This window comes from Halomonas sp. HL-93 (assembly GCF_900086985.1).
GTDB lineage: Bacteria > Pseudomonadota > Gammaproteobacteria > Pseudomonadales > Halomonadaceae > Vreelandella.
Genome location: NZ_LT593974.1, coordinates 484,910 through 498,487, shown reverse-complemented (window position 1 = coordinate 498,487; position 13,578 = coordinate 484,910). Strand labels below are relative to the sequence as shown.

8 protein-coding genes are annotated in these 13,578 nt (G+C 57.1%); 5 read left to right on the top strand and 3 right to left on the bottom strand.

Annotation, left to right across the window (positions count from 1 at the left end; genetic code table 11):
• Nucleotides 1-131: 131 nt before the first annotated feature.
• Entirely contained in the window at nucleotides 132-1,034 is a 903-nt protein-coding gene (locus GA0071314_RS02210; RefSeq protein ID WP_074395110.1) for a LysR family transcriptional regulator, read from the top strand.
• A 79-nt stretch (nucleotides 1,035-1,113) separates the two neighbouring features.
• Here the strand turns inward: GA0071314_RS02210 and GA0071314_RS02205 are convergent, their stop codons facing one another.
• On the bottom strand, nucleotides 1,114-2,634 hold the full coding sequence (locus GA0071314_RS02205; protein WP_074395109.1) for an NCS1 family nucleobase:cation symporter-1: 1,521 nt from the start codon (nucleotides 2,632-2,634) through the stop codon (nucleotides 1,114-1,116).
• A gap of 532 nt (nucleotides 2,635-3,166) precedes the next feature.
• Between GA0071314_RS02205 and GA0071314_RS02200 the strand changes: the two genes are divergently transcribed.
• From GA0071314_RS02200 to preA, 4 genes are read left to right on the top strand one after another with little or no spacing between them, the layout of a single operon-like run.
• Nucleotides 3,167-4,033, top strand: a complete 867-nt coding sequence (locus tag GA0071314_RS02200; RefSeq protein WP_074395108.1) for a nitrilase-related carbon-nitrogen hydrolase — start codon at nucleotides 3,167-3,169, stop codon at nucleotides 4,031-4,033.
• 47 nt (nucleotides 4,034-4,080) lie between these two features.
• A complete protein-coding gene (gene hydA, locus GA0071314_RS02195; protein ID WP_074395107.1) occupies nucleotides 4,081-5,520 on the top strand; it encodes a dihydropyrimidinase in 1,440 nt (479 codons plus the stop codon).
• Nucleotides 5,521-5,578: 58 nt separating this feature from the next.
• Nucleotides 5,579-6,958: an NAD(P)-dependent oxidoreductase gene (locus tag GA0071314_RS02190; RefSeq protein ID WP_074395106.1), complete on the top strand. Its 1,380-nt coding sequence runs from the start codon at nucleotides 5,579-5,581 to the stop codon at nucleotides 6,956-6,958.
• Nucleotides 6,955-8,289 (top strand): NAD-dependent dihydropyrimidine dehydrogenase subunit PreA, encoded by a 1,335-nt coding sequence (preA, locus tag GA0071314_RS02185; protein WP_074395105.1) that lies wholly within the window; start codon nucleotides 6,955-6,957, stop codon nucleotides 8,287-8,289. The genes GA0071314_RS02190 and preA overlap by 4 nt, the downstream gene beginning before the upstream one ends.
• 128 nt (nucleotides 8,290-8,417) lie before the next feature.
• Here the strand turns inward: preA and GA0071314_RS02180 are convergent, their stop codons facing one another.
• Nucleotides 8,418-10,097, bottom strand: coding sequence for a methyl-accepting chemotaxis protein (locus GA0071314_RS02180; RefSeq protein WP_074395104.1), 1,680 nt, complete (start codon nucleotides 10,095-10,097; stop codon nucleotides 8,418-8,420).
• A 436-nt stretch (nucleotides 10,098-10,533) separates the two neighbouring features.
• Entirely contained in the window at nucleotides 10,534-13,578 is a 3,045-nt protein-coding gene (locus GA0071314_RS02175; protein WP_074395103.1) for an efflux RND transporter permease subunit, read from the bottom strand.

Here is a 13,578-nt window from a genome sequence, read left to right as displayed (position 1 = left end):
TAAACAAATGTAATCGCCTTAACATAAGCCTAAACGTCGATGATATTGAAGGGTTATTTTTGAAAAGTATATCGGCCCTTTTCAACTCTCTTATCATAAAATCAACTGATTAACAGCCATGAGAGCTTGCCATGCCAACGCTTGGTCAAATGAGCGATTATGAGATTCGCCTAATTCGTATTTTTCGAACAGTAGTGGAGTGCGGTGGCTTTACGGCAGCAGAAACCACGCTGGGCATCAGCCGGTCGGCGATTAGCCAGCATATGAACGATTTGGAGGGACGGCTAGGCTTTTCGCTCTGCCAGCGCGGACGCGGGGGATTTAGCTTAACCGAGGAAGGTAAAGAAATTTATCAGGCAGGGCTTACCCTCCTCTCCGCCCTTGAGACCTTCAAAAGCGATGTCAACGCCCTGCACCAAACGATCAAAGGCGAACTTAACATCGGCATTACCGACAATTTGGTGACCCTGCCTGCGATGCACGTTACCAATGCGCTGGCCAAACTCAGCGCGCCGGAGCACGATGTCACGCTGAACATTCATATGGAGCCATCGGACGCGGTGATTCGCGGCGTGATGGATGGCCACTTGCACGTCGGCGTAGTGCCAGGAGTCAATTTGCCCACGAGCTTAGACACCCAGCACCTCTACGATGAGCCTTCTTACTTGTATTGTGCGTCTGGGCACTCGCTTTTTAATGAGGAGAGTGACAGCCTAGGGTTGTCAGACATTGCGCGCCATCCTGCGATATCGCCGCGCTATCCGCTACCCGCTGCAGCACGCCAAGCCCACGAGGCACTCAACCTACGCGCCTCTGCCTCTGACCGCGAGGGCGCGGCTTTTTTGATTCTCACCGGGCGTTTTATTGGTTTTCTCCCTGAGCATGTGGCAGCGCAGTGGGTCTCAGCAGGCAAAATGCGAACGCTGAATAGCACAAGCCAACACTACCGTATTCCCTTTGCGCTCATTTCACGCCGTGACCGCCGCCCCAATCGGGTTGTTGATGCCTTTTTAAGCTTTATCGATACGCCTTAACACGAATATCCCTCCACATATAACAACACCCGACAGATAGCCGGGTGTTGGGATGAACGGTCGAACAGCAGCGTATCGTCTAGGGCAGTTGCTCCGTAGGTTCCCTATCAGCTACTGGCGACGGTCCAACTGACGGCACCGTAGAAAGCACTTGGCTGGCGATATAGTAAACAATCGCCCCCAGCGCCGAACCGGTAAACCAACCGTAATCGTAGAACCAGTACATCGTACCTGTCGTTAGTGCTATTAAGGTCAGCGCCACGGGCACGCCAAACGCGATAAAGCCGGCGATATTGACGGCCGGATAAGCATGGTTATCCATATACAGACTGGGCACATCCAGGCGCTGCTTTTTAATCAGGAAGTAATCTACCGCCATAATCCCGGCGATCGGCCCAAGCAGGCTTGAGTACCCCAGCAGCCAGTTGGAGTACATCTGTTCAAGCGATACTCCCGGCGGAATGATCCCGGCTTTTTGCAACAGGTCGTAGCCCATCAGCAGCACCCCCACCGCACCGGTCATCAGCACGCCGCGAGTCTGATCGATAAACTTCGGTGCAATATTCTGGAAATCATTGGTGGGCGAGACGATATTTGAAGCCGTATTGGTAGAAATGGTGGCGATAATGATCAACAGCATCGCCAACACTACCCAGAAGGGATTATCGATAAAGCCGATCAGACGTACGGGGTCGGCCACGGTTTGTCCTACCAAGGTTTCAGAGGCAGCGGTCATCACCACGCCCAACGCAGCAAAGAAAAACATCGTCAGCGGCAGCCCAATCACCTGGCCGACAATTTGGTCTTTCTGGCTTTTGGCAAAGCGACTGAAGTCAGGAATATTCAGCGATAGCGTGGCCCAAAAGCCTACCATGGCAGTTAACCCGGCAAAGAAATAGCCATACACCGACGCCCCTTCAGGGCGCGATGGCGGCTGCGCCAGCAACTCGGTCATTGACGTATGTGGCCACGCCCATACCATCAGCCCGATACCTACCGCCAGCAATAAGGGAGCGGCAAATGTCTCAAGCCATTTGATCGATTCTGCACCACGGATGACCACATACAGGTTCATCGCGCCAAACACAAAGAAACCGATGACTTCGCCGACACCGCCCAGTGCGGCCCACGCCGGTATCAATTCCGATAGCAGCAGGTGAATTGCCAAACCGCCGAACATCGTTTGAATACCGAACCATCCACAGCCGACAAGCGCTCGCACCAAACACGGGACGTTGGAGCCAAAAATCCCGAACGACGAGCGCAGCACCACGGGAAAGGGGATACCGAATTTTGTGCCCGGAAAGGCGTTGAGCGTTAACGGAATCAATACAATCACATTCGCCAAGAATATAGCGAACAAGGCCTCACCCACGCTCAAACCAAAATAGGCGGTTAACACGCCCCCCAGCGTGTAGGTGGGCACGCAGATGGCCATCCCTACCCACAGTGCTGCAATATTCCATTTCGTCCACGTTCGCTCGCTTGCTTGGGTCGGCGCAATATCCTCGTTAAAACGCGAGCTATTGCGAACATTATCCCCCACATCCAATTCAATCAGCCCTGCTCGATCTACCATCTGAGAGGTTGTTTTCGTCATTGGTCTCTCCTCAGTCATCCGTTCCCAGAAAACACTCACGGTCTGAGCTTTTAAGCAATAAGCATGCCGACTACGCCATTAATGACATGTAACCTATTGATCAAAACTGTCTTCTAGGACAAGAATTTTATTGTTGTCATCATCTTTGCGACCTTTGGGCAAACTAACACCCGGTGGACTCAAAAAGGCTAGAACAAAAAAAATATTTGCACCAACTTTAAACATAAAAACCACTTAGCAACTTCCTAAATAAAATATAAGCGTATGATTAAAAAAGGTTATTTAAAAATATCAAAAAGGTGCATCGTATCACCACATTAGTGAAAACGCCTCTCGGAAATAAAAAATTCAAATTAACTCAACAAGTTAAACAATCTATTAAAAAAACATCCAGCCGACTTGCTAAAACTCACATCCTGACGATACTTTCTTAAAAGCTGTCCTCATAGTCAGCTTTAAATCTCTACACCATCAGTTAAATATTAATGAATGCTAATGCCGTGAGCTAACACTGATAACGGGGGAGTCTCTAATGCAGAAGATGAAAATTGGCCTTATCCAGATGGGCCTGAAAACCAGCACTGACCTAGAACCCACGGCGATTCGTGACGCCATGAACGAAGCGCACCTGCCGATGATTGAGCAAGCGGCAGCTCAGGGCGTACAGGTGCTGTGCTTCCAGGAAGTATTTAACCAGCCGTATTTTTGCCCCAGCCAGGACGGCAAATGGTACGCCGCCGCTGAGAAGGTACCCGAAGGCCCGACCTGCCAGATGATGCAAAAACTGGCCGCCAAGCACCGTATGGTGATTATCGTCCCCGTGTATGAAGAAACCGAGACCGGCGTTTACTACAACACCGCCGCGGTGTTCGATGCCGACGGCAGCTATCTGGGCAAGTACCACAAAACGCATATCCCTCAGATTGCAGGCTTTTGGGAGAAATTCTTCTTCAAACCGGGCAAATCCAACTGGCCGGTATTCGATACTGCCTACGGCAAGATCGGCGTGTATATCTGCTACGACCGTCACTTCCCCGAAGGCTGGCGGGCACTGGCACTCAACGGCGCCGAGGTAATTTTCAATCCTTCCGCTACCGTGGCCGGGCTTTCTCAATACTTGTGGGAGCTGGAACAGCCTGCCTCCGCCGCGGCCAACGGCTGCTTTATCGCCGCCATCAACAGGGTAGGTACAGAAGCCCCCTGGAATATCGGCAATTTTTACGGCTCCAGCTATATCGTCAACCCGCGCGGCAAGATCGAGGCCCAGGCCAGCGAAACCGACGATGAACTGCTGATCCACGAGATCGATTTGGACATGGTGCGTGAGGTGCGCAACAACTGGCAGTTCTTCCGCGACCGCCGCCCCGAGACCTATACCCGCCTGACCGACGGAGAATGATGCGATCGGCTTGTGCATCTGCCGAGAGAACATAACAGGAGCAAACCATGAGCGTATTGATCAAGGGCGGCACCGTCGTCACCCACGCGGATACCTACCGCGCCGACGTGCTGTGTGTGGACGGCAAAATCCACGCCATCGGCACCGATTTGGACGTCCCCTCGGGCTGCGAAACCATCGATGCCAGCGACCAGCTGGTGATGCCCGGCGGCATTGACCCCCACACCCACATGCAGCTGCCCTTCATGGGCACCGTGGCAAGCGAAGATTTCTACACCGGCACCGCCGCGGCCCTGGCGGGCGGCACGACCTCGATTATCGATTTCGTGATTCCGCAGCCGGGCCAGTCATTGATGGAAGCCTTCGAGACCTGGCAGGGCTGGGCGGAAAAAGCCGCCACCGACTTTGCCTTCCACGTGGCGATCACCTGGTGGGACGATAGCGTGCGGGAGGAAATGGGCACCCTGGTGCATGAACACGGCGTGAACAGCTTCAAACATTTCATGGCCTACAAGGGCGCCATCATGGCCACCGACGATATTCTGGTGGAAAGCTTCTCGCGCTGCCTGGAATTGGGTGCGGTGCCGACGGTGCATGCCGAAAACGGCGAGCTGGTCTATCACATGCAGCAGAAACTGCTCGCCCAGGGCCTCACCGGGCCTGAAGCCCACCCGCTTTCGCGCCCGCCCCAGGTGGAAGGCGAAGCCGCCAGCCGCGCGATCCGTATTGCCAGCACGCTGGGCGCGCCGATCTATCTGGTGCACGTCTCCACCAAGGATGCGGTGGATGAAATTGCCTATGCCCGCCAGCAGGGTCATCCGGTTTACGGTGAATGCCTGGCCGGCCACCTGCTGATCGACGACAGCGTCTATCAGGATACCGACTGGGGTCGCGCCGCCGCCCACGTAATGAGCCCGCCCTTCCGCCCCAAGGGCCACCAGGAAGCGCTCTGGCACGGCCTGCAGTCGGGCAATCTGCAAACCACCGCCACCGACCACTGCTGTTTCTGCGCCGATCAGAAAGCCGCGGGCAAGGATGACTTCACCAAGATTCCCAACGGCACCGCCGGGGTCGAGGACCGCTTGGCCGTACTGTGGGATGAAGGCGTCAACACTGGCAAGCTGTCGCCCCAGGAATTCGTCGCCCTGACGTCGACCAACACCGCCAAGATCTTCAACCTTTACCCGCGCAAGGGCGCCATTCAGGTGGGTGCCGACGCCGATATTGTGGTGTGGGACCCCAACGGCACGCGGACGATTTCCGCCAAGACCCACCACCAGAACGTCGACTTCAACATCTTCGAAGGCAAGACGGTGCGCGGTATCGCCCGCCATACCGTCAGCCGCGGCAAATGGGTATGGCGCGACGGCGACCTTCGCGCCGAGCGCGGTGCGGGCCGCTATCTGGAGCGTCCCGCCTACCCCGGTGTCTTCGAGCTGTTGGCCAAACGCGCCGAGCTGAATGCGCCGATGGCGGTCAAGCGCTGACCCATAAAGAACGACCAAGACCAACAGCTGTGCCCATAACAACAGCGGAGGCTCTACTGTGACTAGCCCACTGAACCACCTACCCAGCGCAAAAGAGGTCGGCACCTACGACCCGAATACGCTGGCAAGCAACTTTAGCGACCTGCACCCGCCGCTGACCCATCGCCAGGCGATGATCGAAAGTCAGCGCTGTCTCTACTGCTTCGATGCGCCCTGCGTGGAGGCCTGCCCGTCGGAGATCGACATCCCGAGCTTCATTCGCCAGATCAGCGAAAACAACGTCAACGGCGCGGCGGAAACCATCCTGGAAGCCAATATCCTGGGCGGCAGCTGCGCCCGGGTGTGTCCGACGGAAATTCTTTGCGAGCGTAGCTGCGTGCGCAACCACGATGCCGAGTGCCAGCCGGTGCTGATCGGCCTGCTGCAGCGCCACGCCACCGACCATATGCAGTTCGATGGTCACCCGTTCAAACGGGCGGCCACCACCGGCCGTCATGTGGCCGTAGTGGGTGCCGGGCCAGCGGGGCTCTCCTGCGCGCATCGCCTGGCGATGCTGGGCCATCAGGTGACCATTTTTGAAGCCGAGCAAAAGCCTGGCGGGCTGAACGAATACGGTATTGCCCGCTACAAGATGACCGACGACTTTGCCCGCAAGGAAGTCGAGTTTTTGCTTGAGATCGGCGGCATCGATATTCAGTATGGGAAGCGCCTGGGCGACAACCTTGAACTCGCTAATCTGCACAAACAGTACGACAGCGTATTCCTCGGCTTGGGCTTGGGTGCCAGCCGCGCCTTGGGCCTCACCGGGGAAGATGCACCAGGCCTGATGCCCGCCGTGGACTACATCAAGACCCTGCGCCAAACCGACGACCTGGGCAGCCTGGCAGTCGCCAAGCGCTGCATCGTGATTGGCGCAGGCAATACCGCCATCGATATGGCCACCCAAATGGCCCGCCTGGGCGCCACCGAGGTGACGCTGGTCTACCGCCGCGGCGTCGAGTCGATGTCCGCCACCGATCATGAGCAGGAGATCGCCAAAGCCAACGGCGTGCGCATGATCACCTGGGCGCAGCCCGATGACATTCTGCTGGATTCAGAAGGACGCGTAGCGGGTATGCGATTCGCCAAGACCCGGGAACAGGCGGGGCAATTGACGACCACCGACGACACCTTCGAGATTCCCGCCGACGCCATCTTCAAGGCGATCGGTCAGGGCTTTGACGGTGAAAGTCTCAGCGACGCTACCGCTGCTGAGCTCGCCCGTGACGGCGAACGCATCCAGGTGGATGACATGCTGCGCACCTCGCTACCTAACGTTTACGCCGGCGGTGACTGCATCAAGCCCGGTCAGGATCTCACCGTACAGGCCGTCCAGCACGGCAAGCTGGCCGCCCACGCCATTCATCAGGCGCTTACCGCCAAGCAGGAGGCCGCATGAATACCCTCAACTTTACCCCACCGGGCAAGCACGACAGCGGCGCCAGCGTGGTCAATGGCATTGACTTGTCGGTGAACTTTGCCGGTATTAAAGCCCCCAACCCGTTCTGGCTGGCCTCCGCCCCGCCCACCGACAAAGCCTACAACGTGGTGCGCGCTTATGAAGCGGGCTGGGGCGGCGTGGTGTGGAAAACCCTCGGCGAAGAACCGCCAGCGGTGAACGTCTCGTCGCGCTACTCGGCCCACTACGGCAAGAACCGAGAGGTGATCGGCTTTAACAACATCGAGCTGATTACCGACCGCTCGCTTGAGATCAACCTGAAAGAAATCACCCAGGTGAAAAAGGACTGGCCCGACCGCGCCCTGATCGTCTCCATCATGGTGCCCTGCAACGAGGAAGCCTGGGCCTATATCCTGCCCCTGGTGGAAGCCACCGGCGCGGACGGCATCGAACTCAATCTGGGCTGCCCCCACGGTATGCCGGAGCGCGGCATGGGCGCGGCGGTGGGTCAGAACCCGGACCTAATCGAGAAAGTCACCTACTGGTGCAAGAAGCACTACTCCAAACCGGTGATCGTAAAGCTGACGCCCAATATCACCGATATCCGCGCGGGTTCTCAGGCGGCGCTGCGCGGCGGCGCCGACGCGGTATCGCTGATCAACACCATTAACTCGATCACAAGCATCGACCTGGACAACATGGTCGCCAAGCCCACCGTCGGCCACCAGAGCACCCACGGCGGCTACTGCGGCAGCGCCGTCAAACCCATCGCCATGAACATGGTGGCGGAAATCGCCCGCGACCCGGCGACGCCCACGCTGCCCATTTCCGGTATTGGCGGCATATCCACCTGGCGGGATGCGGCGGAGTTTATCGCTCTGGGAGCGGGCAGCGTGCAGGTGTGCACCGCGGCGATGCTCAACGGTTTTCGCATCGTGGAGGAGATGAAAGACGGGCTTTCCCGCTGGATGGCGGAAAAAGGCTACGACTCGATCGAGGCTTTCTCGCGCAAGGCGATCCCCCAGACCACCGACTGGAAACATCTGGATATCAACTTCAAGACCATCGCCAAGATCGACCAGGACCTGTGTATCGAGTGCGGCCGCTGCTATATCGCCTGCGAGGATACCTCCCACCAGTCGATTGCCAAGCTCACCGAAAAAGACGGCGCGCGCCGCTACGAAGTGATCGAAGAAGAGTGCGTGGGCTGCAACCTTTGCCAGATCACCTGCCCGGTGGAAAACTGCATCACCATGGTGCCGCAGGAAACCGGCAAGCCTTTCCTGGCCTGGGATGACGACCCGCGCAACCCCTTCCGCGCGGCCTCTTGATTAATGTCCTGCAAAACGCCACCGCCCCCACAGAGTGAGGGCGGTGGCGTTTTTGTCGGCGCTGAATCGTTATCCAGCGCCTGCCGTCTTAAACCAAGAGCTCATCAGACAACTTGCGGCATTGATCCTTAAAACTCTTCCCACTCTTGGTCCGCGCTTGCCGCTGCTTTCGACTTCCCACCCCCTTGGGTGGCGGGCCGCAAAAGCGCCGGCTGCGTTTGGGGGGAGGTCAGAGGTGCATGCTGGGTGCGGCTCTCGCCTTCCACCAGGCGGAAAGCAGACACCACACTTTCAAGTCGTGCCGCCTGCTCTTCCAGGGAGCTGGCCGCCGAGGATGCCTCCTGGACCAGCGCGGCATTCTGCTGGGTGACCTCGTCCATCTGAGCGACAGCCTGGTTGACCTGCTCAATGCCCGAGCTTTGCTCCTGTGACGCCGCCGAGATTTCATCCATAATATCGGTCACCCGCCGCACGGAAGCGACCACTTCACTCATGGTTTTACCTGCGCTCTCGACCAGGACGGAACCTTCTTTTACCTGGGTCGATGACGCCTCGATCAATGCCTTGATCTCTTTGGCGGCGTCGGCACTGCGACTGGCCAAGTTACGCACTTCGCTTGCTACAACCGCAAAACCGCGCCCCTGTTCGCCCGCTCGCGCTGCCTCTACCGAGGCATTGAGCGCCAGGATATTGGTCTGGAAGGCGATGGAATCAATAACGCTGATAATATCCGACACTTTTTGTGAGCTGTCCGAGATGCCGTGCATGGTGGTAATCACCTTTTCCACCACCTCGCCGCCGCTGCTTGCCGTGGTGGAGGCATCCTGCGCCAGCTGCGTCGCATGGCGGGCGTTATCGGCATTCTGTTTCACCGTCGTCGTTAACTGCTCCATGCTCGCGGCTGTCTCTTGCAGCGATGCCGCCTGCTGCTCGGTGCGTGACGAGAGGTCCGCGTTGCCGGAAGCAATTTCCCGCGCGCCAATATGAATCGAACCGCTGCTATTGCGCACCTCCGTCACGGTTTTAACCAAATTGCTCTGCATATGCTGCATGGCACTGAACAGCTTGCCAATTTCGTTACGTCCGCGGTCTCTTACCTTACCCGACAGGTCGTTTTGGGCAATACGCTCAAAATGCGCAACCGCTTCGTTGAGCGGTTTGACAATCGACCCAACCATGGCAATACGCACAAACAACACCATTAACGCGGCAAAAATCAACACGGCGATATCGATATAGCCAATCAGCTGCATATCCCTTTCATAGTCAACAACCATCAGCCCATTTTGGTCCGCCATATAATCGTTGTAGGCAGTGCTTGCCTCGATAAACTGCTGATTTAAATCGCTGGCCGCTTCTCTTGAGTTACGAAACTGTTCCTCATCGCCTTCTGCCAACGCCACTTCCTGGGGCCTCACTCCCTGTTCTATCAAACTCTGGAAACTGGTCATCAACGTTTCTACAAGAGGCGTCTGAATAGCGATTGACTCAAATTGCGAAAAGTACTCCTGAGCCTGCTGCTGCATTTCCTGTGCTTCAGTCAGGTAATCACTCGCTGCGCGAGCATCACCTTCATAAGCCGCAACATAGCTATTCACGTAAAAAAGTTGAGCGTTCGCAATGGACAGTTGTCCACGATTGACCGAACGCATTTGATCTGCACCACGATCGACTTCTCTAAGCGACGAGCTACCCTCTTCGCCTGCTTGATAACCGAGAAACGCGATAATGATAATTAACAGTGAGAAAATGCCGAGAACGAGGGTTAACCCCATTTTGACGGAAACATTGCTAAGTAGACGGTTCATCGTGTGGTATTTCTCCAGGCTGGATATATTAGCTAGTGGCAATTTAAAACCTAGCTGGAGACAGACCAGCGATTTTAGATTCATTAAAATTGCCATGCTTTTGTGAGCGAGAAAAATTATCGGCCTGAAAAACACCTACTTTAGTCTAAGTTAACAATATTTATGGTTAACGCACTATTTAATAACGGTTAGCTTAAAAAACTCACATTAATAAAAGAAAAAAATTAAATAACTTAACCTGAGTTATCGCTTTAAATAATTTTACATGGAGCAACTTTAAGATTTACGAGCAGGGTCTACGCCAAGCTCAGTGCTTGGGCGTAAGAAATGGTTATGAAGGTACAGCAAAGGCGTGAGGTTGAGGCTCTGCGGGTGGATTACACCACCTCGACTGGGCTAGCCAAGGCGGTGTAATGAAACAGGCGTCTAGGGATTATTAATCCGCATGGATCTTGATCCGGTACAGCACGCAGTAGACTACCGGCAGCACGACTAGCGTCAGCAAGGTGGCGACGCCAAGCCCCCCGATCAGCGCGACCGCCATGCTGGCGAAGAAGGCATCGCTGATCAGCGGGATCATGCCCAACATGGTGGTCAGCGCGGCCATGGCGACAGGCCTTACGCGGCTGACCGCTGCGCGCACCACCGCGTGGTAGCGGTCCTGATGCAGCGGCAGTTGTACGTTGATTTCCTCCACCAGCACGATGGCGTTCTTGATCACCATGCCAATCAAACTTAGCGTGCCGAGCAGCGCCATGAACGAGAACGGCAGGCCGGTGAGCAGCAGCGCCCCCACCACGCCGATAATGGTCAGCGGCACCAGCGACCAGATGGCCAGCGGCTGGCGGAAGTTGTTAAACAGCACCACGGTGATAATGAACATCATCGCCAGCCCCAGCGGCAGCGAGGAAAACAGTCCGCTTTGTGCCTCACCGGCGGTCTCGTACTCGCCACCCCACTCAAGATGATACCCGCTGGGCAGTTCAATGGCCTCCACGCGGTCGCGCACCTCGGCCAATACGCTGGCCGCCGTGACGCCGCTTAGCGGGTCCGGTTCGCCATATACCGCCAGCATGCGTTCGCGATTGCGGCGCATTACCAGCGGGTCGGCGACCTGGGTGGTGACGTCACCCATCACCTGATCGGCGCTGATATAACGCCCGCGCTCCTCGCTCCATACGTTCAGCGAGCCAAGGTTATCGATGTCGTGTCGCTGGCCGGGGATCGCCCGCGCCACCATGGGGATCAAATCGCTACCATCGCGATAAACGCCCACCTGGCTACCGCTGGTGTTCAAGGCGAGCGTATCCGCCAGGTCTTGGCGGGTAACGCCCAAACGCCGGGCGGTGTCTTCCAAAAACGCCGGTTCAATCGCCTGCACCCGGTTGCGCCAGCTGGTGCGCACGCTGGTCATGTTGGGTGTATCGCGGAAGATGTCATCAGCCTGTTCGCCAAGCTGGCGCAGCACCTCGGGGTCGCTGCCGTAAAAGCGCGCTTCCAGCTTGGCCTTGGGCGCGGGGCCGACTTCAAGCGGGGCGATTTTATAGTCAATATCGCCATGGTCGCGCTTTAGCACCTTCTCCACCTCGGCCATGCGTTCGCGCTGGGTGGCCTTATCATCGGTTTCGACGATCAACTGCGCGTAGCTGGCATAGCGATCTTCCGGCGAGTAGGTGAGGGTAAAACGCTGCGCCCCGCCGCCCACGGTGGTGGTCAAATGGCGGACACCGTCCATCTCCATCACGCTATCTTCAAGCTCGCTGACACGGTGCTGAGTTTCGAGAATGTCCGTGCCTTCGGGCGTTCGGTAATCGACAAAAAAGATCGGCGTGTTCGACGCGGGAAAAAACGCGTTTTTGACCGAGCCAAAGCCGATACCCGCACCGATCAAGATGGCAACCACCAGGGCGATGGTGACCCAGCGAAAGCGAATGCCGACGATAATGATGCGACTGAACAGCCGATAAACGACCCCTTTGTAGGGATCTTCCTGGCCGTCGCCGGGGGCCACGTTGCGAAAGAACAGCTTGAAGTAGAAAGGCGTAAGCGTCAGCGCGGTGATCCAGCTCAGCAGCAACGAGTAAAGCAGCACGAAAAACAGCGAGCCGATAAACTCGCCGGTGGTATCCGGCGACAGGCCAATGGGGGCGAAGGCGGCAATCGCGATCAGCGTGGCCGCCAGCAACGGCCAGGCGTTTTGGCGAATCACCTGGTGGGCCGAGGCGCGAATGCTGTGGCCGCGCTTTAAGCCCACCAGCATGCCTTCGGTGACCACAATGGCGTTGTCCACCAACATACCGAGGGCAATAATCAGCGCCCCCAGGGAGATCTTTTCCAGCTGCAGGCCGTGGATGCGCATCATCATGAAGGTGCCGATAATGGTGATCAGCAGGATAAAGCCCATTAGCAGGCCGCTGCGCCAGCCCATGAACAGCATCAGCACCACGATGACGATAGCCACCGCCTGTATCAGGCTGACCAGGAAGCCCGATACCGCCTCATCGACCACCTGGGGCTGGTCGTAGACCACGTTGAGCTCCATACCCAGCGGGGTGCGCTCCTCTAGCTCGGCAAGGCGTTGTTGCAAGCGCTCGCCGACCTCAACCACGTTCACGCCGCTTTCAAACGAGACCCCGAGCGAAATCGCCGGCCGTCCCATGTCGCGGTAGAGCTGCTGTGGTTGCTCCGCGAGCCCGCGCGATACATCCGCGATATCGCTTAACCGCACCAGCTCGCCCTCGCCTTCACTGACACTCAGCGCACGCAGGTCGTCGATGTCGGCCGCGCTGCCGGTGGGCGTGATGCGAAAGCGGCGGCCATCCTGCTGAAGGTGGCCTGAATCGGCCACCGCATTTTGCGTGTCGAGCAACTGTTGCAGGCGGGTGAGCGGAATATTCAGCGCGCGCAGGCGTTCGCGGTCAACTTCGATATAAATGCGCTCTTCGTGCTCACCGCCCAGCGATACTTTTTCGACGCCTTCCACCAGCGCCAGCTCACGCTTAAGAAAATCCGCATGGTCGGCCAGGTCGGGCATGCTGTAGCCTTCACCGGTCAGGTTGACCATCAGGCCGAACACATCGCCAAAATCATCGTTGACGTTCGATTCACTGGCGCCTGGCGGTAAACGGCCCTGGGCATCTTCCACTTTACGGCGCAGCGAATCCCATAGCTGCTCGAGCTCTTCGTTTTGCACCGTGCTTTCAAGCTCCACGGTGATCTGCGAGAGGCCATCTGAGCTGACCGAGCTTACGCGCTTGATCGATGACATTTCCTGGATGGACTGCTCAAGGGTCGAGGTGACTTCCTGCTCGACCTCTTCAGGCGTTGCCCCCGGGTACTGAGTGGTCACGAGCGCGTTGCGAATGGTGAATTCAGGGAACTCCAGTTGCCCCATACCCAAAAATGCCAGCGCGCCGCCTGCCAGCAGCACGACGGTCATTAAATAGCTGGCCGCCCGGTGGCGTAAAAAGTAGTCCACCAT